The organism is Desulfovibrio psychrotolerans (assembly GCF_013340305.1).
GTDB classification, from domain to species: Bacteria; Desulfobacterota; Desulfovibrionia; order Desulfovibrionales; family Desulfovibrionaceae; genus Halodesulfovibrio; species Halodesulfovibrio psychrotolerans.
The window spans coordinates 73,211-94,584 of the sequence record NZ_BLVP01000007.1 but is presented as its reverse complement, the minus strand read 5'-3'; the positions used below and the strand labels follow the sequence as shown (position 1 = coordinate 94,584).

Below are 21,374 nucleotides of genomic sequence, written 5' to 3'. Positions count from 1 at the left end.
GATGCATATGCGGCGAAGAGGCTATTCGGCTTCTTCGGCTTCCGGGGTTGCGTCTTCGCCAAGGGCGAAACGCACGAACTGGACGATCTTGGCTCCGCCCTTGAGCAGATCCTTGACGGCCATTTTGTCGTCGCGGATGTAGGGCTGGTCGAGCAGGGTCACTTCCTTGAAGAACTTCTGCATACGGCCGTCCACGATCTTGTCCACGATGTTTTCCGGCTTGCCTTCTTCCAGCGTCTTCTGACGGTGGATTTCGCGTTCGCGGGCGATGAGATCGGCCGGAATGTTGGAGGCGTCCAGAGAAACGGGGTTGGTGGCAGCTACCTGCATGGCAATGTTCTTGGCCAGTTCCGCATCGGCGGAACCTTCTATGGCCACCAGGACGCCGATCTTGCCGTTGGAGTGCACGTAGGAGCCGATAATGCCGTCGGCAGCCAGCTCAACGCGGGCGGCGCGGCCTGCGGACATGTTTTCGCCCAGGGTGGCGATGCAGTCGGTCACATCGCCTGCAACGCGGTCGGCAAAGCCTTCTGCGCCGTTGGCGGCCACGTCTGCGGCGAACTTATGGGACAGGGCGATGAAGGCTTCGTTGCGGGCAACGAAGTCGGTTTCGCACTTGAATTCGGCAAGTGCGCCGACCTTGCCTTCCACCAAACAGCCGATAAGGCCTTCGGTGGTGGCGCGTCCGGCCTTCTTGGCAGCCTTGGAAAGACCCTTCTGGCGGAGCCAGTCGATGGCCTTTTCCTCGTCACCGTTGTTTTCTGCAAGAGCTTTCTTGCAGTCCATCATCCCTGCGCCGGTCTTATCGCGCAGGCTTTTCACCATTGCGGCGGAAATAGACATGCTTGTTCTCCCGGGGTGAATTATTCTTCGTCTTTCTCTGCAACGGCTTCGGCTACTTCTGCAGCTTCTGCTGCCTTGGCCATGGCCACTTCGGGTTCGGCGTCCTTGCCGTCCTTGCTCATGGCTGCGCCTTCCATGCAGGCTTCTGCAATGTGGGCGACAAACAGCTTGATAGCACGGATGGCGTCATCGTTGCCGGGAATGACGTAGTCGATGAGGTCGGGGTCGCAGTTGGAGTCGGTAATGGCAACGATGGGGATACCCAGCTTGCGGCATTCCTTCACGGCGATTTCTTCGCGCTTGGGGTCCACGATGAAAGCCATCTGCGGCAGACGTTCCATATCCTTGATACCGCCGAGGGTAAGCTCAAGCTTTTCCATTTCGCGGCGCAGAGTCAGGATTTCCTTCTTCTGGTAGCGGCTTACGGAGCCGTCTGCGAACATGGCTTCCAGCTTCTTCAGGCGGTCTATGGACTTGCGGATGGTCTGGAAGTTGGTGAGCGTGCCGCCCATCCAGCGGTTGGTCACAAAGTACTGACCGGAGCGGGTGGCTTCGGTGCGCACGGCTTCATGCGCCTGACGCTTGGTGCCGATGAAAATTACCTTGCCGCCCTTGGCCACGGTTTCAGCCACTTTGTCATGGGCGCGGCGGAACAGCTTGGCGGTCTGCTGCAGGTCCATGATGTGGATGCCGTTGCGCGCACCGAAGATGAAGGGGCGCATTTTGGGGTTCCAGCGGCGGGTCTGGTGGCCGAAGTGGACGCCGGTTTCCAGCATCTGCTTCATTGATACGTAAGTCATGGTCGAACTCCTTAGATGGGTTTTCTTCCACCCCGAGCCATGACCCTCGACCTGCATGTAGGTACGTATATACGCCTACTTGCAGGCACCCAAGGACGAAACTCGGAGTGTGCTTATTGTGTAAAAGGCAGGGATAAATACGCCGCTTTGCGGGAATAGGCAAGTGTTTCTGCCCATTCTGCATGATTTTTTCGGCATGCCGCCTGCTGCGGGCAGGGATTATTGCACGGGAAGCGGGGGCGTGTCTTCGCCGCCCAGACTGTCGCGCACGGGATTGATGAGCAGGCCCATGTTTTCCACCTCTACCCGCACTTCATCGCCGGGTTGTATGGGGCCCACGCCGGGGGGCGTGCCCGTGAGCACCACATCGCCGGGGAGCAGCGTCATGATGTGCGACAGGTCTGCCACAAGGTCGAAGGGAGAGAAGAGCATGTCTGCGGTGCTGCCTTCCTGCATTACTTGGCCGTTCTTGATGAGACGGATGGTCAGGTTGTCCGGGTCCGGCACATCGGTCTCTATCCACGGACCTATGGGAAGGAAGGTATCGAACCCCTTGCAGCGTCCGAACATCATGTCTTTTTTTTGCAGGTCGCGGGCGGTGACATCATTGGCGCAGGTGAAGCCGAAAATATGCTCCCGCACGTCGTCGCGGTGCAGGCGTCTGCTTTCTCTGCCGATAACGATGGCAAGCTCTGCCTCGTAGTCTACGCGGGCGGAGGTTTCCGGAAGCAGAATGGCCTGCCCGGAGCCGATGATGGCTGACGGCGGCTTAAGGAAGTAGGCCGGTTCGTCCGGCACGGGCATGCCCAGTTCGGCGGCGTGCGCCCTGTAATTCAGGCCCACGCAGACCACCTTGGACGGGGCGACCACGGGCAGCACGGTTATTTCTTCCAGCGGGATGGGGTCTTGCAGGCCCAGCTGGGGGTTGAGGCAGCGGACGGTGTTGTCGGTGAGGGCGGCGTAGAACGCGGCTCCTTTGTATCGTACCCTGAGAACGCGCATGGTTCCTCCTGCGGCGGGACGTAAGGCTGGTTGCTGTATGAGCAGCAGGCGGCGGGTGAAGCGTCCGTGATTCTTCCTGCCGCCGGGCGGGAACAAGGTACTGTACGGCCTGTTACACCATGGTGATGACCGGAAGCACCACGGGGTCGCGTTCCAGAACCTTCCGGAAGAAGCGGCGCAGGGTGGAGCGGATGCGGTCCTGTAGTTTTTCTATGTCGCCTGGGCTCATGTTTTCCAGTATATCCAGAACGATACACTTGGCGTCTTCCAGCACGTGGTTGTAGTGCGCCTCAAAGATGAAGCCTTTGGAGATGATGTCCGGCCCGTGCAGGATTTCCCATATCTGTTCGTCCAGCACGAGGAAGACCACCACCATGCCCTCGCCGCCGAGGAGATGGCGTTCTTTGAGCACGGAGGTGCCCACGTCGCCCACGCCCTTGCCGTCCACGAGCACGGCTTCCAGCTGGATGCGCGGTTCGCGGCGTATGCCGTCCGGCAGCAGGGTGACGGGGTCGCCGTCTTCCAGAATGATGGTGTTTTCCGGAGGAATGCCGCACTCGTGCGCAAGGCGGCAGTGCTTGACCAGATGCCGGTATTCCCCGTGCACGGGGATGAAATGGCGCGGGCGCACGGTTTCCAGCATGGTGCGCAATTCCTCGCGGTAGGCGTGGCCTGAAGCGTGGATGTTGCGGAAGTTTTCGTAATAAACCTCTGCGCCAAGGCGGTACATGTCGTTGATGAGCCGTGTGATGGCGCGGGCGTTGCCGGGGATGAACCGCGAGGACATGATGACCGTGTCGCCGGGGGTGATGGACAGCGAGCGGTGTTCGCCTCTGGTGATGCGTGAAAGCGCGGAGAGCGGTTCGCCCTGCGAGCCGGTGACCAGCAGCACCAGTTCACTGTCCGGCAGGTCGGGCATGTCGTAGGAGTCTATGAACACGCTGGCAGGCACGCGCAGAAAGCCCAGTTCGCGGGAAATTTCTATGTTGTTCAGCAGGCTGCGGCCCGAAACCGCCACCTTGCGCCCGTATTTGAAGGCGATGTCGAAAACTTCCTGTATGCGCTGGATATGGCTGGAGAACAGGGTGACGATAACCCTCCCCTGCGCGTCGCGGAATATGCCATCGAAGGTATCGCGGATTTCCCGCTCACCCAGAGAATGGCCGTCGCGCTCTATGTTCGTGGAGTCGGAGAGCAGCAGTTCCACGCCGCCTTCCGAAAACCGGCGGAAGGCTTCCAGGTCCGTGTGGTGCCCGTCTATGGGGTTGGCGTCCAGCTTGAAGTCGCCGGTATGCACCACCTTGCCCACGGGGGTTTCCACGCCGAGTCCGTACCCTTCTATGATGGAGTGGCACACGGGGAAGAAATTGAAGGTCAGGTCGCCCAGCACCAGCCGCTGTCCCGGATGCACGGGCACAAGTTCCGTGCGGTCCAGCAGGTTTGCCTCGCGCAGCTTGTGTTCCACCAGCGCCAGTGTGAAGCGGGAGCCGAAGATGGGTACGTGCAGCCACGGCATGAGCCACGGCAGCGCGCCTATGTGGTCTTCGTGCCCGTGGGTGAGCACAATGCCGCGCACCTTGTCCTTGCGCCGCAGAATGTGGTCGAACTGGGGAATGACCACGTCTATGCCGAGCAGGTAGTCGTCCGGGAACATGAGCCCGCAGTCCACCAGCACGGCGGTGTCGGCTGTGGACCATATGGTGCAGTTCATGCCGATTTCGCCATAGCCCCCCAGCGGGGTGAGCGTCAGGAAGTTTGGCTGGTCCGGCATTCGCGCATCTCCATGTAGGCGGTGTTCATAAGGGCGTGCAATTCATCGCGGAAGCGGTTGCGCTCTTTAATGTCGTAGCTGGAGGAATCTATGGGGGGCAGGGCGCGCACGCGCACGGTGTGCCGCCGCTTGAGGGTAACATGCCCCTTGGGCAGAATGTCGCCTGTGCCTTCCAGAACCACGGGCACTACGGGAAGACCTGCCTTGAGCGCGAGGATGATGCCCCCGGTCTTGAATTCCCCGAGCTGCGAGGTATCCTTCTGCCGGGTGCCTTCCGGGAAGATGACAATGGAGCGGCCCGCTTTGGCTGTGGCAGCTGCGTTTTCCATGGACTTCATGGCCTTGCGGCTGTTCTTGCGGTCTATGGGAATGTGTTTTCCCAGCCGGAACGCCCAGCCCACGAAGGGGATGTCGAACAGGCTCTTCTTTGCCACAAAGGCGGGATAGCGCTCCCGCAGCAGCAGGGTGGCGATGGGAATATCGAACTGGCTCTGGTGGTTGACCATGAAAACCACGGGCCCCTTGCCGGGCGGGGGCACGGCGGCAATGTCCGCCTCCAGCCGGATGCCGGAGAGCACGATGGCAGAGCGGCTCCACAGTGCTGCAATGCGGGCGCACAAAGGCCCTGCGGGTGCGAACGCGCCCACTGCCAGCGTGGCGAGACTGAGGAGGAAAGTCGCCGTGAGGAACGAGAGATAAAACCACAGGGTACGGATCATTATGCCTTCCAGTTTGGGTCAAGTATGCCAAACTAACGGAAAACGGCGGTGGCCTCAAGTGGATTGAGGAAGGAATGGTGGGCGGGGCGTATTGTACCGGGCGGGCAATCTGCGGGCCGGTATGCATCGAGGCCCCGCCGTTTCCGGCGGGGCCTCGTTGCTATCCTGTTATTCGCGTGATGCCTGATATTCCGCCACCACCTTGTCCACAACGGGCGGCGGGGCTTCTTCGTAGTGGGTAAGCTCCATGGTGAACACGCCCTGACCGCCGGTCATGGAGCGCAGATCCGGTGCGTAGCGCAGCACCTCGTTCATGGGCACATGGGCTTTAATCTCCGTTATGCCTGCCTGCGAATCGGAACCCAGCACCTTGCCGCGGCGGGAGGAAAGGTCGCCTATGACATCGCCCATGTACTCGTCCGGAATCTGCACGGAAAGCAGGACAATGGGTTCCAGCAGCGCGGGCTTAACCTTTTCCATGGCTGCCTTGAGCGCCAGCGAGCCGGCGATTTTGAACGCCATTTCGGAGGAGTCCACGTTGTGGTACGAGCCGTCGTAGAGCTTGGCGCGGAAGTCTACCAGCGGGTAGCCCGCAAGGAACCCGCGATGTGCTGATTCCTGAATGCCCTTATCCACGGCGGGGATATACTGGCGGGGGATAACGCCACCCACGATGGCGTCTTCAAACTCGTAGCCGAAGCCGTGGGGCATGCCTTCTATCTCCACCCAGCAGTCACCGAACTGGCCGCGTCCGCCGGACTGCTTTTTGTGGCGGCCCTGCACCTGCGCCTTGCCCTTGAGGGTTTCCTTGTAGGGCACCTTGGGGGTTTTCAGCAGAATCTCGCACTTGTAGCGGCGCATGGCCTTTTCCACGCTGGTTTCTATATGCATCTGTCCCATGCCGGAAAGCAGGATGTCGCTGGACTCCCCTGACCGGCCGAGGTGCAGCGTGATATCTTCGTCAAGCAGCCGGTGTACGGCAGCGTATACCTTGTCTTCATCGCCCTTTTCTTTGGGAGCCAGAGCGTAGGAGATAAGGCGCGGAGGAAGCGCGGGAACAGCAAGCTGGAAGGGATTCTTTTCCTCGGCGAGGGTGTCGCCTGTTTTGGTGAACTTGAGCTTGGGCAGGGCGATGATGGCGCCGGGGCCCACCCCGCCGCGCGCGGGCGAGGTTTCCTTGCCCACCATGAACAGGGGCGTGCCTATGCGTTCCGATTCGCCCTTGTTTACGTTGCGCAGCCCCGTTTCTCCGTTCAGGGTTCCGGAAAGCACGCGCATTACGGAAAGCTGGCCCGCAAAGGGGTCTGCAAGGGTTTTAAAGGCGAACAGGCTTAACGGGGCATCCGCATCACTGGCGCGGGATTCGCCCTGTTCGTTTTTCCACGGCGCATGGTCCTGCGCAGAGGGGAACAGGGTCTGGATGGCGTTCAGCAACTGCGCGCCCCCCCGGTTTTCCAGCGACGAGCCGGGAACCACGGGAACAAGATCGCCGGAAAGCACGCCCTTGCGCAGGCCGTGGGCTATTTCTTCTTCCGAAAGTTCGCCTGTCTCAAGATATTTTTCCATGAGTTCTTCATCGCTTTCCGCGATGTTCTCAACCGTTGTCTCACGCAGCATGGAAAGTTCGTCTTCCATGTCGGCGGGGACGGGGCCTTCGGTCCATTTGCCGTCTGCCCCGAAGAGGATGGCCTTGTTGCCCAGCACATCCACGAGGCCGGAAAATTCCTGTTTGGAGCCGATGGGTATGTACAGCAGCACGGGGCGCATGCCCAGAATGGAGGAGAGGCCGTTAAAGGCCATATCAAAGTCTGCCCTGTCGCGGTCCATCTTGTTGACGAAGACCATGGCGGGCAGCCCGCCTTCCTTCACGTAGTTCCACAGCCGTTTGGTGAGCGGGCGCACCCCGTCCACGGCGTCCACAACGAAAACGGCGGCATCCGCACCCGTGAGCAGGTACTGGATGTCGCCGATGAAGTTGTTGTCGCCGGGGGTGTCTATGAGGAAGTGACGGTTCTTCTGCCACTCGAAGGTGGCGAATCCGGGTTGGATGGAGCCGCGGCGCTTTACCTCCTCGGGTTCGTAGTCGAGGGTGGTGGTGCCCTCCTCGACTTTTCCGAGTCGGCTGACCACGCCGGACTGAAAGAGCAGCATTTCAGCCAGCGAGGTCTTGCCACAACCTCCGGTGCCTACAAGTGCATAGGTTCTCTGGGTCTCCACTGCTTTGGACATAAACCTCTCCCTTACGGTTTGGACGAAATTGTGCCCTGCCCCGTGGGCATGCGGGCGTGTGGTCCATTGCGAATCCGCGCGGAGGGGAAAACTGTGCGGCGTGCCCTCCGACTTTTCCCGATGATGCCACATTGAAGAAGCTGAACCTAGTTGTCAACCCCGTTTCTAAACCGGCCGGATTGGGCGAACAAACAGAACAGCCCGCCGCTACGCCAAGGCTGTGCCCAAACTGGAGCCAAACCTATGGACAACGCTGCGGGCACGGCAGCGGTCTGAAGCGGGGCTTCCATGTTCTGCAAGCCTGTTGACCCGGGGGAGTAACTGTTGGATGATGTTGCCGTAATAATTGCAGGAGTATGTATGTACATAAATTTGGTGTTCGGCGTTCTGGTTCTGGCGGCGCTGTATTTTCTGGGGCGTGAACTGGCGCGAAGGCTCCGTTCGCCACGCGCCATTTTGCAGGAAGAGCTGGACGAGCGGCGCAGGCGGACGCAGCGCATTCAGGAAAACCTGCAACGTGTGCGCGCCCGTGCCATGGAGCGGCTTGTGCCCGTGCGCAAGGCTGTGCGGGAGATGAACGCCTCGCTGCTGGCGGCGCAGCGGTTTGCCGTGGAAGAGACGGATGATGCCGTGCGGCTGCGGCTGGACAGGGCGGTGCTTACGGTAACGTATCAACTGGCGAGCTTTTCTGTGGACGGCAGTCCTGATGAGCTGGGTTCCGAAATGGCACAGTACGAGCGGTTTCTCATAGAGATTGAAAATACGGAAACCGGCTCCCGGTATACGCGTGAAGCCGTGACCCATGAGGAAGCCATACGCCTGCTGGCACGGGAGATTGCCGTGCAGGTGCAGAACTGACAGGAGTGCCCGATAGCCTGTCGGTAAGCATGCCCGATATACTGTCTGTTCGCCTGTCGGTTCGCGTTGTCATTGCGGCGCAGTGCTGCTATGCTGGCGGAACATTGAACACTTTCGTAAGGGGATACCTATGGCAAAGAACTGCAAAGTCACGCTTTTCGCGCTTTCCACCTGCATTCATTGCAAGAAGGCGAAGCAATTTCTGGAAGACAACGGCATTCCCTTCGATGTGGTCTTTGTGGACCAGCTGACCGGGGACGAACGCAAGGAAACCATTGAACGCATAAAGAAGCACAACCCCAAGCTCTCGTTCCCCACCATTCTGGTGGACGAGGGCGTGTGCGTTATCGTGGGATTCCAGAAAGAAGAATTGCAGGAGGCACTGGACCTATGACCAAGCAGATGACCGCCGAAGAGCTGTATACCATGCTCAAGAAGATTCAGGAGCCCAAGGGGTATTTCTTCAACAAGGACATGACCATGACCATGCCCCTGCTGGAAAGCCTGCTGGTGTGCAGGGAGCAATACGGCTACATGGCGTGCCCCTGCCGGCTGCCCAACGGCACCTTTGAAGCCGACCGCGATATTGTCTGTCCCTGCGAATACCGCGATGCGGACATGAAGGAATATGGCGCGTGCTTCTGCGGTCTGTATGTCACCGCAGAGGTGAACGAGCGCGAAGATACCGCCATTGTGGTGCCGGAACGCCGCCCGCCCGAGAAGATTCTGGGCTGATTTTTCCCCTGCTGCCGCAAATGGAAGCAGAACACCCCGCTGGTGAGTACCGTGCGGGGTGTTTTTTTGTCGGGCTGTCGTAAGGCTGTCGTCGGGCTGTTTTCGTGTTTTTTCGGTGAGGGTGCCTCGTGTTCCGGGTGATAGGCATCCACATGGCGGGGTGGCCCAGCGGGACGCAAGGCGCGGTATTCCGCGCTACAGTCCCAGCGCGGTGGCACCGTTGAGCAGCAGTGTTTCCAGCTCTGTGTCCGACAGGGCGAGCCGTCTGCGCAGCATTCGCATTTCATCCGCAGGGTCGAAGAGGGGGTAGTCCGAGCCGAACAGGACGCGGTCGCGCGGATGGGTGCGCCATATGGCGCGCAGGGTGTCGTCATCCATGAACGTGAGCGAGCTTGAGGTGTCTATGTACACCTCTTTGCCGATGATGCTGCGAAGGGCATGTCGCCAGTGCAGGTAGCCGCCCATGTGCGCGGCGATGAACCGGGCGCGGGGAAACAGGTCCATGAGCCGGGCAAGCTTGTAGGGGCAGGATGGGTTCTCGTCCGGGGGCAGGGTGTCGCCTATGTGCACCATGAACAGAAAGTGTTCCTGTGCCGCTTCGATGATGGGGTGCAGACGCGGGTCATCCAGCCGGAAGCCCTGAAACTCCGGGTGCAGCTTCAGCCCGGTAATGCCCCGCGTGCGCAGCCGTTCCAACTGGCATTCCCAGTCTTCAAAATCCGGGTGCAGGGTGCCGAAGGGGATGACCGCCGGGTGGGCTTCTTTGAGTGACAGAGCAAAGTTGTTGGCGGGGATAACCTGCGCAGCCGCCGTGGCGGCGGAGTGCACCACCACGCGGTCCAGTCCTGCCGAGGCGGCGCGCGCCAGCAGGTCTTCAACCGTGCCGTTGCCAACGCCCCGAATGCCGTAGTGTTCCTCCAGTTGAAGGAGCACCTTGTCGGCTATTTTGGGGTGGAAGGCGTGAGTGTGCACATCAATAAACATGAGGGCGTGCTTATCTCTGTTGGGTGTGAAAGGCAAGTGCGGGGGAGGGGAAGGCGCTGTTTTTCCAGAATGCCGGCAGGCTGCGGAGTGGCTGCAGCCGAAGCCTGCTGCGCTGGAACAGGGATTTCGTTGACATTGAAATTCAAGTTCATTATCAGTGTGCGTTGCATAAACGGACGCACTGACGGTGTGAAAGTGCATTCTTCCGTGACATAGGGCATGCAGTCGGGTATATTGTCAGGATGATTATTCGTCCGTTCGAAGCTGCCGCAATTCGCTTGAATCTGCGCAACTTCCGGAGAATATACCCGAGCAGAGATGAATTTCCCGGACCGGTCAGCACGTTCGCAGCAGGGCGTGACGGAAAACACGGACACCGGCAGGACGGAACGGGCCACAAACAGGCAGGAGGATGGCAGGATGCAGGATATGATGGAAAAGCTGCTGCTGGTGGCAGCCGGAGCTGCCGTGGGGGCACTGGGATACCTTGCGTGGCAGAACCGGGACGAGCTGCACGCCTTGCTCGACAAGGCTTTGGACAAGGGGCAGGAGCTGGTTAAGGAGCAGGTGCGCGATTTTGAGGAGCAGACTTCTCAGGCGGCGCAGAGTAAGGAGGGGTAGCCATGGCAGTGAACAGAATCGCCTATTTTCTGGCAGGGGCAGTGCTGGGCGCGGCGGGGGTTGCCGTGGTCCGGTCCGGCAAAGGGCAGGAATTGCTCTCTGGTCTTGTGCAGGGCGGCTACGGCCTGACCGAAGGGGTTATGGCGCGCATGGAAACCCTGAAGGAAGATATTGAGGATTACATGGCCGAGGCCCGTTATACGCACGAGCAGAAGGTCAAGGAAGAGGTGGCGCGGGAACGCGAGGAAGCGGCACAGGCCGCTGCGGCAGCGGTGGCCGGAACGGCGGCCAAGCCTAAGGGCTCCAGAAAGCCTGCCGCAAAAGCAGCCAAGGCCGCGAAGTCCGGCACAAAGCCTGCGTCTAAATCTGGTGCCAAACCGGCTAAAGGGGCTAAGTCCAAGGCTGCCAAGCCAAAAATGTCTGCACCCAAGGGGATGCCTTCGCCGGAGACCGTTTAGGCGGTCAGCCCTGCTTTCCTGCTCGCATTTTGCATGTTCGCTGTTCGCTGACGATGCGGCGGCGCAGCCACCATTCAGGTGACACCGTACGGGTGACACCACTCATGAGACATTACTCAGGAGACATTACTCAGGATACGGCATGAATATAGTACGCAGCATTCCCGGGCGGATACGATTTGCGGCGGATTCGCCCCGCGTGATGCCCCTTCTTCAGCAGAAGCTCCATCAGGCTGTCAGCGACAGGCAGGTGGAGATTGCCTTTGTGTTCAATCCGCGCACAGGCCGCGGCCTGCTTACCTTTACGGCGGATGAGGAGCTTACGCGCCTTGTCCTGCTGGTGGTGGAGGACGTGGCCCTGCTCGTGAGTCAGCCGGAGCTTGCTCCGTGTCGTACGGCCGACCCCGGTGACGAAGAAGCCTGCGCATTGCCCGCTCCCGGCAGCTATACGGGCGAGGAGCGCAAGCTGGAATCGCCCTTTATGATCATTGCCCGCAAGGTAGGACGATTCTACCTGACACGGCTGTTCATGCCTCCCATGCTGCGTCCTTACTGGACGCTGTTTACCGTGCTGCCGCTGCTGCTGGAAGGGCTTAAGTCACTCCTGCGGGGCAAGGTGAATGTGAGCGTGCTGGATGCCGCCGCCATTGGTGCCTCGCTGACCATGCGCGATTTCGGCACCGCAGGCACCATCCATCTGCTGCTGGATATAAGCGAAACGCTGGAAGACTGGACGCGCGAGAAATCCCGTGCGGACATAGCCGCCCTGTACAGCGGAGACAACCGTCCCGTGTGGGTGATGCGTAAAGACGGCCCCGTGAGCGTGGACCCCGCAGCCCTTGTGGCGGGCGATATGGTCATTGTGCGCAGCGGTTCGCGCATTCCCGTGGACGGTGTGGTGGCGGACGGCACTGCCATGGTGAACCAGTCTTCCATGACCGGTGAGCCCATGCCCGTGAAAAAGAGCATAGGCAGCGAGGTGTTTGCGGGCACCGTGGTGGACGAGGGGCGCATCATCATCCTTTCCGAAGGGGTGGGCGACGAGACGCGGTTTGCCAAGATTGCGCGCATCATCTCCGAATCCGAAGGGCTGAAGGCCGATATCCACGGGCAGGCGGTGCGGTTGGCGGACAAGATTGTGCCTTTCTCGTTCCTGCTTTCCGGGCTGGTGTTCCTGCTTACGCGCAACTGGATGAAGGCGGCTTCCGTGTTGCTGGCAGACTATTCCTGCGCCATCAAGCTGGCAACGCCGCTTTCTGTGCGTGCGGCCATGCTGGAGGCTGCGCGCAGGGGCGCTGTGGTGAAGGGCGGCAGGCATATAGAGGTACTTTCCAAAGTGGACGCCGTGGTGCTGGACAAGACCGGAACGCTCACCGAGGCGCGGCCTATGGTGGTGGATATCTGCCCGGTGAACGGCTTCAGCCGGGAATTTGTGCTGCGCAATGCTGCCTGCATGGAGGAGCATTTTCCGCATCCCGTGGCGGAGGCCATTGTCCGCAAAGCGGAGGAAGAAGGGCTGCACCATGAGGAGGACCACGCCGAGGTGGAGTATATCCTCGCGCACGGCATCTCCACCACCATGAACGGGCAGCGTATGATTCTGGGCAGCAGGCATTTTGTACACGAGGATGAGGGCATAGAGATTGACGATGCGGAAACCTACATCCAGCGTTGTTCCCATTCCGGGCATTCTCTGCTCTATTTTGCCGTGGGCGGCAGGCTGGCGGGAGTGATCGCGCTGGAAGACCCTCTGCGACCCAGTGCGCACCGCTTTGTGCGGCGGCTGGAAAACATGGGCATGCGCCGTATCATTATGCTGACGGGCGACGGATACCCCACGGCAAAGGCCGTGGCGGACGAACTGGAGATAGAGGAATTCTACGCGCAGGCCCTGCCGGACGAAAAGACCGGGCTTATCGACAGGCTGCGCGATGAAGGCTACGTGGTGGCCATGGTGGGGGACGGCATAAACGATTCCGCCGCCCTTACGCGGGCGGACGTGGGCGTTTCCATGAAGCATGGCGCGGACATTGCGCGCGAGGCGTGCGATGTGATGATCACGGGGGACAGGCTGGACAGCCTGATGGATTCCATGGAGATCTCCCGCAAGGCCATGCGCCGCATCCGCCGTAATTTCATGTTCATTGTGGGGAGCAACACCCTGTTCATAGGGCTGGGCCTGACCGGGATTATCACTCCGGCCATGCTGGCACTGCTGCACAATTCCGGCACCGTGTTTACCTGCGTGCACAGCATGCGCCCGCTGCTTTCCGGCGGGTATGGGCAGGAGGACTGACGGCGCGCAGAAGCACCGGCTGCACGGCAGGAACATGGCAGAAAACAGAATCCCCGGCTCCGCATATACATGCAGGGCCGGGGATTTTTCGTTACGGGAGCGGCGGCTGCCGGTCGTATCAGCTGGTGAGGGTTCTGCGGTTCTGGTACAGGTGCGTCCCGAGAAACAGCATGAATACACTGCCTGCCACAGCGTGCCATCTGCCGGAATAGGCAAGCGAGGCCATGGCGGTGCCAAGGGCAACCCCCATGCCTATCTTCACATTGCGACGGGCTGCACGGCTGCCGATGATGCGGTTCATGTTGTTCAGGCCTTCGCGGACCTTGGCGAGGTCGATGTCCAGATGGGCGGCAATGCGTTTGAGAATGGTCTCTGCCGTGATGCGGGCCTTGTCGAAGAGGACCAGCATGCTGCCGATGCGCTTGTTCAGTTGCACGTCCAGAACGCCTTTGGCGGCGAGCAGTTCATCGCGCAAGGCGTATCCCAGTTCCCCAGCCTTCAGTGCTCCGTTGCGGAAACGTATTCTGCCCTGTGACATCGCGTTCATACCAGTCCTCCGGCCATAAAAAAGTTGCAGGCCATAAAAAGTTGCAGATTTGTGACAAAGCCTAGCACAGAGGACGGGATATGTGTCAATCTGTGCAGATGATAATCAGTACACCGCGCCCCCGGTATCGTCTTGGGGGAACAGGCCGTCACCGTTTGTTACAGGTCATGCGGGTTGCCCGGTAAACAGCGCGCGCAACCAGTCCGGCACGGCCACGGGGCGGCCGGAAGGGTTGACGCAGGCGTGCTGTGTCATGCCCGAAGCCAGCATTTTTTCACGCTGCGCATCCATGATTTCGTAAACAAAGGTGATTGAGGCGCGGCCCCATTCGGCAATGCCCACGCGTATCTGCACCAGATCGTCATACCGGGCGGGAGCACGGTAGCGGCACTGCGCCTCGCGCACGGGCAGCATGATGCCGCGCTCTTCCACCGTGGCATAGCTCATGCCGCGTTCACGGATGAACTCGCTTCTGCCGCGTTCAAAAAGATGCAGGTATTCCGCGTAATAGAGTACGCCCATGGTGTCTGTCTCACCATACGAGACGCGGTGGGCAAGCCATGTCTGCGGGGTAGGAAAGGTGCTCATGCTCTGTGCTCCGGTGCGTGGTGTGCCGGGCGTGCGCGCCAGATAACGCGGGCGCGGCACAGTTCCGTGGCGTTGGCTGATTCTCCGGCGGCGTGCTCCGCGGGGGAACTGTCAGGCTTGGCGGACTTCTCTGGAGTGGCACCGGCAGGCTGCGGCTGTACGGAAGATCCGTGGTCCGCGCGGGGTTCCTGTGCGGTGGCAGACGCAAGGCGGAGCGAATGCAGGCTTACCTGTTCTTCCGGTGCGGAGCAGAACGAAACCAGCGGCACGCCTGCGCCGCATTCGGCGCGGAAGGTAATGTCCACCATGCTCGGCTCGTGCGCGGCGGCAAAGTCCTGCGGCATGGCTTCCAGCACCCAGTCCACATAGCGGGCATTGTTTACGTGGCCGTTGGCGTCCATGTCCGCGCGGCGGCTGCGCAGCAGTGCTTCGTGTGCTGTTTCCCGCAGCTTGGGAACGGCGCGGGTGGCAAAGGGGCGGCAGTCCGGCTGGTCCTTTGGGTAGCCCTGAGCCACAAAGTCCGGGATGGGCAGCATGCGGCGGGTGGATATGTCCATCACCACCCATGCGCTTGTGCCCCACGCCAGCGGTTGTCCGTGAACGTCCGTTGCCTCGTAGCAGCGCTGGGCAATGGTGCGGTCATGTGCGGCAGGCCATGTGCGTATGCACACGGTTTCGCCTGCGGCGGGATAGCGGTGTATGTGCAGGGCAAGACGGGCAAGCACCCACGCCATGCCCTGCGCCCACAGGCGTTCGCCGGGGAAACCCAGCGCCCGGGCGTTGTTGGAGGCGGCTTCCTGAAAGTAGTCCGCAAAGGTGGCCGGGCGGGCAAGGCCGCCGGGGCCGGTTTCGTAGCAGCGGACCACAACGTTTTCCGTGCCGTAAACGGGCATGCAGATTCCTCGTCGGTTCCAAGAGGGTTACATGCCATGGCTGTGCAGCACGGTGAGCACCTCCACGCGGGAAGCCTTCCAGGCCGGATAGGCTCCGGCAAGAATGCCCGAAAGAACGGATGCGCCGCTGGCCATGGCAATGAGCGGGGCGTCGTACACGTAGGGAAAGTCTCCCACGCGGTACACGCCGGTAACGCACAGCAGCGCCCCCAATACACCAAGAAGGCCTCCAGTGCCAGACATGAGAGCGGCCTCCAGCAGAAATTGCAGCACAATAGCCTTTCTGCGCGCTCCCACTGCGCGGCGCACGCCGATTTCAAGCCGCCGGGAGCGGACCATGAGGATCATGATGGACAGAATACCCAGCCCGCCCACCATAAAAGAGATGCTGCTGCTCATGACGCCCAGCGTCCATACAAGATCCAGTGCCTGTGTGCGCAGCGCGGCGGCATCTTTGGCGGAAAGCACGGTAAAGTCGTCCTGACGGCTGTCTGAGATGCCGTGCCGCTGCCGCAGCAGGGCTTCCGCCGCCCGCTTGGCGGCTGCCTCGTCCCGCGCATCATGCAGGGTCATGTAGACGCCGGAGATGAAATCCTGATTGCTCATGCGGCGCATGTAGGTGGTAATGGGCACAAAGACCTGATCGTCCTGATCGGTTCCGGAAAGGTCGCTGCCTTTTTCCTCCATAACACCCACGACCTGAAGCCCCGCACGGTAGAAGAAGACCGTCTGCCCCACTGCCGCTTCCGGCGTGCCGAACAGCTTGACAGCAACGGCCCTGCCCAGCACGCAGACCTTGGCGCGGGCATCTGTTTCCGCCTGTGTCAGAAAACGGCCCGTTGCCGGGGCAACGGAGCGCACATGCGCGTATTCGGGCGTGGTGGCGACTATCTGCGCGGTGGTGGCGGTGCGCTGGTAGCGCACGGGCATGGTGGCGATGATATACGGAGCGCCCGCCTGCACCTGCGGCACTGTGGCAATGAGGGTTTGTGCATCCGCCAGCGTGAAGGTGGTGACGGTACGCCCGAAGCGCACATCGCCGGAACGCGAAAAGCGTGTTTTTCCCGCTGCCGCCGTAAGCAGGTTGGGGCCGAGTTTGGCGGTTTCCAGTTCGGCCTTCAGGCTCATGGCTTTGGAAACGTGGGTCACGCCCGTGAGCGCCAGCGCCCCCAGAAACACGCCCAGCATGGCGAGGGCGGTGCGCAGCTTGTGCGTGGCAAGGGCGCGCACAGCTATGCCGAATCCGCCGTACATCACTCATCTCCCCGCAGGGCGCGGATGGGGTCCAGCCCTGCGGCGTGGCGGGCAGGACGCAGCCCGAAAACAAGCCCCACCGCCGTTGCCGCCATAAGCGCGTAGCTGAAGACCTGCCACGAGAGGCGGATTTCTATGAGTCCGAGGCGCGAAAGTGCCTGCCCCATGGCAAGGCCCAGAAACATGCCTGCAACGGCCCCCACAAGGGTAAGGGCCACGGCTTCCAGCAGAAACTGCACCAGAATGGCCCCCTGCGAAGCCCCCATGGCGCGCCGCAGACCTATTTCGCGCGTGCGTTCGGAAACGGAAAGGTAGAACAGGTTGGCGAGCACAAAGCCGCCCACCAGAATGGCGGCAAAGGCGGTAATGCCGAGGAACACGGCCAGCCCGCCCTTGATCATGGAAAGGAACTTGCGCACCTCCTGCGCGGAAAGGATGGTGAAGTCGTTGGGTTGTCCTTCCCGTATGCCGTGCATGTGGCGGAGCAGGCTTTCCAGATTGGCGATGTTCGCATCCATGCGCGAAACATCCTGAAATTTGATGCGCAGGGCGCGGAAGTACTTCCTGTCTATGCCGAACCGCTGCGCCATGGTGGTGAGCGGAATGATGACCCGGTCGTCCTGATTTCCGCCGCCCCCGGCCATGCCCCGTTCGCTGAGCGTGCCCACCACGGTGAAGGGAATTTTCTGCAGGTATACGGTCTTGCCCACGGGACTTTCGGTCCCGAAGAGTTCGCGGGCGGGTATGTTCCCCAGAAGGCACACGCGTGCGCCGCGTTCCACGTCGGCATCCGTGAGGTCGCGCCCTTCTGTGAGGGGCCAGTTCCATGATGCGCCATAATGGGCAGAGGTGCCTATGGTGCTGCCCACGGACCAGTTGCGGTTGCCGTAGCGCAGGGTGTGGTCGCGCATGGATTGCATGGGAACCACCAGATAGACCCCGGGAAGGGACCTGCGGATGGCGTCCACGTCCTGCCACGTGAGGGTCTGAAAGCGCTGGCCCACGGCGCGGGTGCTCAGGTCGCCGCCGAGGATGAACAGGGCGTCCGGTCCGAAGGAGGCGGTTATCTCGTCCGCCCTGCGGTTGGCGCCGTCCAGCGCGGCCACAATGACCGTAAGGGCGGCAATGCCCAGAGACACGGCGGCAACCACGAAGAGGCCGCGCAGCCGGAATGCTCTGAGCGCGGCAAGGGAGACGCCCCACACGCGCCAGTAAAAGCGCAGCGTATGCAGCGGCACAAAGAGGCGGCGGGGTGCTTCGGATGGCGGTGCGCTCGGGCGGTGCGTCATACGGGTAGCATAACCGCTTCCCCAGGAAGGGCAAGGGGCGATGCCAGATATCCTGGGCTGCACAGCGCAGTCAGGCGGTCAAAAAAGGGCAGGAGCGGTCGACTCCTGCCCTGCGGGGCTGCATAGGATAGAATCCGGAGACTCGTCAGAACCGGGGTGGCTCAGCAGTTCTGCCAGCAGGCTTCCACGTGTTCTTCCGCAAGGCTGGTGGAGAAAACGCTTACGCCCCACGCCAGCATAAAGGAGAAGGGCAGGGCCACCACGTTGGGGTCTACCCACTGGAGCAGATGTAGCCAGCTTCCGGGCGCTGCGTGCGCCACCAGCGTGGCCTTGCCGAACAGGAACTGGCACAGGCCGATGGCCGAGGCTTCTTTTTCCATGATGAACAGCAGCCAGAGCATGGAAAAGGAGAAGCCGCCCACCATGGAGACCTTGGCCCCCGTTTTGGTCATGCCCTTCCAGTACAGGCCGAGCAGGTACGTGGGCAGAAAAGCCGAGGCGCACAGGCCGAAAAAGAAGGCCGTGGCGCGGGCGATGACCGAGGGCGGCAGCATCCACGCCCACACAAGGGTGGCAAGGATGGTGATGATAACGCCCATCTGGTTTATGGCCATGGCGTTGCCCGCCGCGCGCACACGGGTGCGCATGGCACGGGCGTAGATATCGTGGCCCAGCGAGGTGCCGCCCACATGGAACTGGCTGGACAGGGTGGACATGGCGGCAGCGAACATGGCCATGAGGAAGATGGCGGAGAACCACGGAGGCATCATGGTCTCAATGTACATGGGAATGATCTTGTCGATGTTTCCTTCCGCCATGGCAATGCTGATCGTGCCGAATTCCTTGAAGAAGACCGCGTTGGAGAGCGCGCCCACGGTAAAGGCCACACCAGTCATGAGCAGGATGAACACCCCGCCGTAGAGCACCGCGCGGTTCAGTTCGCGGTCGCTGGGCACGGTCATGAAGCGCACCGCAAGCTGCGGTTGCGCCAGCACGCCTATGCCCACACCGTAGACAATGGTGGTGTAAATGGTGAGCCAGAGGGGCGAGAAGGGAACGGCCCCCTGCGTCCAGCCCAGCATGCCGCCCTTCTGCAACTTTTCAGGCATAAGGTGGGCCATGTCTGTGAGGGTCTGGTGTGCCTCGGTCACGCCGCCGAGCATGGAGTACGTGTAGGCAACCAGCACAAGCATCATCACGGCCATGATGGTGCCCTGAAAGGCATCTGTGTACATGACGGCCTTGAGGCCGCCTGTTACCACATACAGGGCCACAATGGCGGTTACGCCCAGCAGCACCCATGTGTACGGCAGGCCGAAGGAGACTTCCACCATGCGGCATATGCCTATGAGCACGGCGGCTGCATAAACCGGGATGAACAGAAAGATGATGCCGCCGGAAAAACTCTGCAAAAAGCGCGACTGATAGCGCTTGCCCAGAAGTTCCGGAAAGGTGCGGCAGTTCAGGGCAAGGCCCATGCGGCGGGTGCGCTTGCCGAAAAAGACCATGGAAATAAATACGCCTACGACCACCGTGAGCACGGTAAGCCACAGCAGGGGGAAGCCGAAGAGGCCGGCTGCACCGCCGAAGCCGATGATGGCGGAGGTGGAGACAAAGGTGGCCCCGTAGGACATGGCCATGACAAAGGGGGAGATGCGGCGTCCGGCGAGCATGTAGTCGCTTGCGCCTTTGGTTTCCTTCCAGCCCTTGTACCCCAGATAGAAGACAACGGCGAAATACAGCAGAGTGGTGACGACTTTGATGGTCATGGGGTCTTCCTGTTTTCGGACGGCTTGGGTGCCGCCCCCTGCACGGAGGGGAGAGAAGGTTCCCCGGCGGGGCAGGAAGCCCGCCGGGGAACCGGATGGTATCAGCAGTTCTGCCAGCAGGCTTCCACGTGTTCTTCCGCAAGGCTGGTGGAGAAAACGCTAACGCCCCACGCCAGCATAAAGGAGAAGGGCAGGGCCACCACATTGGGGTCTACCCACTGGAGCAAGTGCAGCCAGCTTCCGGGCGTGGCGTGAGCCACCAGCGTGGCCTTGCCGAACAGGAACTGGCACAGGCCGATGGCTGAGGCTTCTTTTTCCATGATGAACAGCAGCCAGAGCATGGAGAAGGAGAAGCCGCCCACCATGGAGACCTTGGCACCTGTTTTGGTCATGCCCTTCCAGTACAGGCCCAGCACATATGCAGGCAGAAAGGCGGCTCCGCACAGGCCGAAGAAGAAGGCCGTGGCGCGGGCGATGACCGAGGGCGGCAGCATCCACGCCCACACAAGGGTGGCAAGGATGGTGATGATGACGCCCATCTGGTTTATGGCCATGGAGTTACCCGCCGCGCGCACACGGGTGCGCATGGCGCGGGCGTAGATATCGTGGCCCAGCGAGGTGCCGCCCACATGGAACTGGCTGGACAGGGTGGACATGGCGGCGGCGAACATGGCCATGAGGAAGATGGCGGAGAACCACGGAGGCATCATGGTCTCAATGTACATGGGGATGATCTTGTCGATGTTTCCTTCCGCCATGGCAATGCTGATCTTGCCGAATTCCTTGAAGAAGACCGCGTTGGAGAGCGCGCCCACGGTAAAGGCCACACCGGTCATGAGCAGGATGAACACCCCGCCGTAGAGCACCGCGCGGTTCAGTTCGCGGTCGCTGGGTACGGTCATGAAGCGCACCGCAAGCTGCGGTTGCGCCAGCACGCCTATGCCCACGCCGTAGACAATGGTGGTGTAAATGGTGAGCCAGAGGGGCGAGAAGGGAACGGCCCCCTGCGTCCAGCCCAGCATGCCGCCCTTCTGCAACTTCTCAGGCATAAGGTGGGCCATGTCTGTGAGGGTCTGGTGTGCCTCGGTCACGCCGCCGAGCATGGAGTAGGTAAAGATGATGAAGATGAGCATCATCACCGCCATGACCGCTCCCTGAAAGGCATCTGTGTACATGACGGCCTTCATGCCCCCGGTGATGACATACAGGGCCACAATGGCGGTTACGCCCAGCAGCACCCACGTGTACGGCAGACCGAAAGAGACTTCCACCATGCGGCATATGCCTATGAGCACGGCGGCGGCATAGACGGGGATGAACAGAAAGATGATGCCGCCGGAGAAGCTTTGCAGAAAGTGGGACTGGTAACGTTTGCCCAGAAGTTCCGGAAAGGTGCGGCAGTTCAGGGCAAGGCCCATGCGGCGGGTGCGCTTGCCGAAAAAGACCATGGCTACAAAAATGCCGAAGACAAGATTGAAGGCGGTGAGCCAGAGCAGCGGAAAGCCGAAGAGACCGGCGGCACCGCCGAAGCCGATGATGGCGGAGGTGGAGATGAAGGTTGCCCCGTAGGACATGGCCATGACAAAGGGGTTTACGCGGCGGCCTGCGAGCATGTAGTCGCTTGCGCCCTTGGTTTCCTTCCAGCCCTTGTAGCCCAGATAGAAGACGATGGCGAAGTACGCGAGTGTGGTGAGAAATTTGATGGTCATGACAACATA

General features: G+C 60.9%; 20 protein-coding genes. 6 read left to right on the top strand and 14 right to left on the bottom strand.

What is annotated here, in order from left to right:
- Positions 1 to 21: 21 nt before the first annotated feature.
- The 6 genes from tsf to HUV26_RS06540 form a co-directional block, all read right to left on the bottom strand.
- Positions 22 to 843, bottom strand: coding sequence for a translation elongation factor Ts (gene tsf / locus HUV26_RS06565; protein WP_174409325.1), 822 nt, complete (start codon positions 841 to 843; stop codon positions 22 to 24).
- A gap of 20 nt (positions 844 to 863) precedes the next feature.
- Complete coding sequence (gene rpsB, locus HUV26_RS06560) at positions 864 to 1,643, bottom strand: 30S ribosomal protein S2 (RefSeq protein ID WP_174409324.1); 780 nt, start codon at positions 1,641 to 1,643, stop codon at positions 864 to 866.
- Between the two features lie 219 nt (positions 1,644 to 1,862).
- Positions 1,863 to 2,645, bottom strand: a complete 783-nt coding sequence (locus HUV26_RS06555; RefSeq protein WP_174409323.1) for a fumarylacetoacetate hydrolase family protein — start codon at positions 2,643 to 2,645, stop codon at positions 1,863 to 1,865.
- Positions 2,646 to 2,757: 112 nt separating this feature from the next.
- Positions 2,758 to 4,416 carry a ribonuclease J gene (locus HUV26_RS06550; protein WP_174409322.1) on the bottom strand — a complete coding sequence of 553 codons (1,659 nt, stop codon included), beginning with the start codon at positions 4,414 to 4,416 and terminating at the stop codon, positions 2,758 to 2,760.
- Complete coding sequence (locus HUV26_RS06545) at positions 4,392 to 5,135, bottom strand: lysophospholipid acyltransferase family protein (protein WP_174409321.1); 744 nt, start codon at positions 5,133 to 5,135, stop codon at positions 4,392 to 4,394. Before HUV26_RS06545 ends, HUV26_RS06550 begins: the two co-directional genes overlap by 25 nt.
- A 168-nt stretch (positions 5,136 to 5,303) precedes the next feature.
- Positions 5,304 to 7,364 carry an elongation factor G gene (locus HUV26_RS06540; RefSeq protein ID WP_174409320.1) on the bottom strand — a complete coding sequence of 687 codons (2,061 nt, stop codon included), beginning with the start codon at positions 7,362 to 7,364 and terminating at the stop codon, positions 5,304 to 5,306.
- Positions 7,365 to 7,724: 360 nt separating this feature from the next.
- Here HUV26_RS06540 and HUV26_RS06535 point away from each other — a divergent pair, with 360 nt between their 5' ends.
- The 3 genes from HUV26_RS06535 (at position 7,725) to HUV26_RS06525 (ending at position 8,957) form a co-directional block, all read left to right on the top strand.
- Positions 7,725 to 8,222 carry a hypothetical protein gene (locus HUV26_RS06535; RefSeq protein WP_174409319.1) on the top strand — a complete coding sequence of 166 codons (498 nt, stop codon included), beginning with the start codon at positions 7,725 to 7,727 and terminating at the stop codon, positions 8,220 to 8,222.
- A 130-nt stretch (positions 8,223 to 8,352) separates the two neighbouring features.
- On the top strand, positions 8,353 to 8,616 hold the full coding sequence (locus HUV26_RS06530) for a glutaredoxin family protein (protein ID WP_174409318.1): 264 nt from the start codon (positions 8,353 to 8,355) through the stop codon (positions 8,614 to 8,616).
- The gene (locus HUV26_RS06525) at positions 8,613 to 8,957 is read left to right on the top strand and encodes a ferredoxin-thioredoxin reductase catalytic domain-containing protein (protein WP_174409317.1); all 345 of its coding nucleotides are present in this window, start codon (positions 8,613 to 8,615) and stop codon (positions 8,955 to 8,957) included. Before HUV26_RS06530 ends, HUV26_RS06525 begins: the two co-directional genes overlap by 4 nt.
- 195 nt (positions 8,958 to 9,152) lie before the next feature.
- On the opposite strand, the gene HUV26_RS06520 is transcribed toward HUV26_RS06525, so the two are convergent.
- Positions 9,153 to 9,941: an amidohydrolase family protein gene (locus HUV26_RS06520; RefSeq protein ID WP_174409316.1), complete on the bottom strand. Its 789-nt coding sequence runs from the start codon at positions 9,939 to 9,941 to the stop codon at positions 9,153 to 9,155.
- A gap of 318 nt (positions 9,942 to 10,259) precedes the next feature.
- Here HUV26_RS06520 and HUV26_RS06515 point away from each other — a divergent pair, with 318 nt between their 5' ends.
- The 3 genes from HUV26_RS06515 to HUV26_RS06505 all read left to right on the top strand — a co-directional run bounded on the left by HUV26_RS06515 (position 10,260) and on the right by HUV26_RS06505 (position 13,316).
- Positions 10,260 to 10,562 carry a hypothetical protein gene (locus HUV26_RS06515; protein ID WP_174409315.1) on the top strand — a complete coding sequence of 101 codons (303 nt, stop codon included), beginning with the start codon at positions 10,260 to 10,262 and terminating at the stop codon, positions 10,560 to 10,562.
- 2 nt (positions 10,563 to 10,564) lie between these two features.
- Positions 10,565 to 11,020 (top strand): DUF6110 family protein, encoded by a 456-nt coding sequence (locus tag HUV26_RS06510; protein WP_174409314.1) that lies wholly within the window; start codon positions 10,565 to 10,567, stop codon positions 11,018 to 11,020.
- Between the two features lie 142 nt (positions 11,021 to 11,162).
- Complete coding sequence (locus tag HUV26_RS06505) at positions 11,163 to 13,316, top strand: heavy metal translocating P-type ATPase (RefSeq protein WP_174409313.1); 2,154 nt, start codon at positions 11,163 to 11,165, stop codon at positions 13,314 to 13,316.
- A gap of 118 nt (positions 13,317 to 13,434) precedes the next feature.
- Here the strand turns inward: HUV26_RS06505 and HUV26_RS06500 are convergent, their stop codons facing one another.
- The 7 genes from HUV26_RS06500 to HUV26_RS06470 all read right to left on the bottom strand — a co-directional run bounded on the left by HUV26_RS06500 (position 13,435) and on the right by HUV26_RS06470 (position 21,365).
- Positions 13,435 to 13,863, bottom strand: a complete 429-nt coding sequence (locus tag HUV26_RS06500; protein ID WP_174409312.1) for an HMA2 domain-containing protein — start codon at positions 13,861 to 13,863, stop codon at positions 13,435 to 13,437.
- Between the two features lie 165 nt (positions 13,864 to 14,028).
- The gene (locus HUV26_RS06495) at positions 14,029 to 14,451 is read right to left on the bottom strand and encodes an acyl-CoA thioesterase (protein ID WP_174409311.1); all 423 of its coding nucleotides are present in this window, start codon (positions 14,449 to 14,451) and stop codon (positions 14,029 to 14,031) included.
- Positions 14,448 to 15,344, bottom strand: coding sequence for an acyl-[acyl-carrier-protein] thioesterase (locus HUV26_RS06490; protein ID WP_174409310.1), 897 nt, complete (start codon positions 15,342 to 15,344; stop codon positions 14,448 to 14,450). Before HUV26_RS06490 ends, HUV26_RS06495 begins: the two co-directional genes overlap by 4 nt.
- A 27-nt stretch (positions 15,345 to 15,371) precedes the next feature.
- Positions 15,372 to 16,598, bottom strand: a complete 1,227-nt coding sequence (locus tag HUV26_RS06485) for an ABC transporter permease (RefSeq protein ID WP_174409309.1) — start codon at positions 16,596 to 16,598, stop codon at positions 15,372 to 15,374.
- The gene (locus tag HUV26_RS06480) at positions 16,598 to 17,887 is read right to left on the bottom strand and encodes an ABC transporter permease (RefSeq protein ID WP_174409308.1); all 1,290 of its coding nucleotides are present in this window, start codon (positions 17,885 to 17,887) and stop codon (positions 16,598 to 16,600) included. Before HUV26_RS06480 ends, HUV26_RS06485 begins: the two co-directional genes overlap by 1 nt.
- Positions 17,888 to 18,048: 161 nt before the next feature.
- Positions 18,049 to 19,656: a sodium:solute symporter family protein gene (locus HUV26_RS06475; RefSeq protein ID WP_174409307.1), complete on the bottom strand. Its 1,608-nt coding sequence runs from the start codon at positions 19,654 to 19,656 to the stop codon at positions 18,049 to 18,051.
- 101 nt (positions 19,657 to 19,757) lie between these two features.
- Complete coding sequence (locus HUV26_RS06470; protein ID WP_174409306.1) at positions 19,758 to 21,365, bottom strand: sodium:solute symporter family protein; 1,608 nt, start codon at positions 21,363 to 21,365, stop codon at positions 19,758 to 19,760.
- Positions 21,366 to 21,374 lie beyond the last annotated feature (9 nt).

Bases quoted from the DNA above. Each gene is read 5' to 3' on its own strand.
- tsf (WP_174409325.1), bottom strand. From the start codon at position 843: ATGTCTATTTCCGCCGCAATGGTGAAAAGCCTGCGCGATAAGACCGGC.
- rpsB (WP_174409324.1), bottom strand. From the start codon at position 1,643: ATGACTTACGTATCAATGAAGCAGATGCTGGAAACCGGCGTCCACTTC.
- HUV26_RS06555 (WP_174409323.1), bottom strand. From the start codon at position 2,645: ATGCGCGTTCTCAGGGTACGATACAAAGGAGCCGCGTTCTACGCCGCC.
- HUV26_RS06550 (WP_174409322.1), bottom strand. From the start codon at position 4,416: ATGCCGGACCAGCCAAACTTCCTGACGCTCACCCCGCTGGGGGGCTAT.
- HUV26_RS06545 (WP_174409321.1), bottom strand. From the start codon at position 5,135: ATGATCCGTACCCTGTGGTTTTATCTCTCGTTCCTCACGGCGACTTTC.
- HUV26_RS06540 (WP_174409320.1), bottom strand. From the start codon at position 7,364: ATGTCCAAAGCAGTGGAGACCCAGAGAACCTATGCACTTGTAGGCACC.
- HUV26_RS06535 (WP_174409319.1), top strand. From the start codon at position 7,725: ATGTACATAAATTTGGTGTTCGGCGTTCTGGTTCTGGCGGCGCTGTAT.
- HUV26_RS06530 (WP_174409318.1), top strand. From the start codon at position 8,353: ATGGCAAAGAACTGCAAAGTCACGCTTTTCGCGCTTTCCACCTGCATT.
- HUV26_RS06525 (WP_174409317.1), top strand. From the start codon at position 8,613: ATGACCAAGCAGATGACCGCCGAAGAGCTGTATACCATGCTCAAGAAG.
- HUV26_RS06520 (WP_174409316.1), bottom strand. From the start codon at position 9,941: ATGTTTATTGATGTGCACACTCACGCCTTCCACCCCAAAATAGCCGAC.
- HUV26_RS06515 (WP_174409315.1), top strand. From the start codon at position 10,260: ATGAATTTCCCGGACCGGTCAGCACGTTCGCAGCAGGGCGTGACGGAA.
- HUV26_RS06510 (WP_174409314.1), top strand. From the start codon at position 10,565: ATGGCAGTGAACAGAATCGCCTATTTTCTGGCAGGGGCAGTGCTGGGC.
- HUV26_RS06505 (WP_174409313.1), top strand. From the start codon at position 11,163: ATGAATATAGTACGCAGCATTCCCGGGCGGATACGATTTGCGGCGGAT.
- HUV26_RS06500 (WP_174409312.1), bottom strand. From the start codon at position 13,863: ATGAACGCGATGTCACAGGGCAGAATACGTTTCCGCAACGGAGCACTG.
- HUV26_RS06495 (WP_174409311.1), bottom strand. From the start codon at position 14,451: ATGAGCACCTTTCCTACCCCGCAGACATGGCTTGCCCACCGCGTCTCG.
- HUV26_RS06490 (WP_174409310.1), bottom strand. From the start codon at position 15,344: ATGCCCGTTTACGGCACGGAAAACGTTGTGGTCCGCTGCTACGAAACC.
- HUV26_RS06485 (WP_174409309.1), bottom strand. From the start codon at position 16,598: ATGTACGGCGGATTCGGCATAGCTGTGCGCGCCCTTGCCACGCACAAG.
- HUV26_RS06480 (WP_174409308.1), bottom strand. From the start codon at position 17,887: ATGACGCACCGCCCGAGCGCACCGCCATCCGAAGCACCCCGCCGCCTC.
- HUV26_RS06475 (WP_174409307.1), bottom strand. From the start codon at position 19,656: ATGACCATCAAAGTCGTCACCACTCTGCTGTATTTCGCCGTTGTCTTC.
- HUV26_RS06470 (WP_174409306.1), bottom strand. From the start codon at position 21,365: ATGACCATCAAATTTCTCACCACACTCGCGTACTTCGCCATCGTCTTC.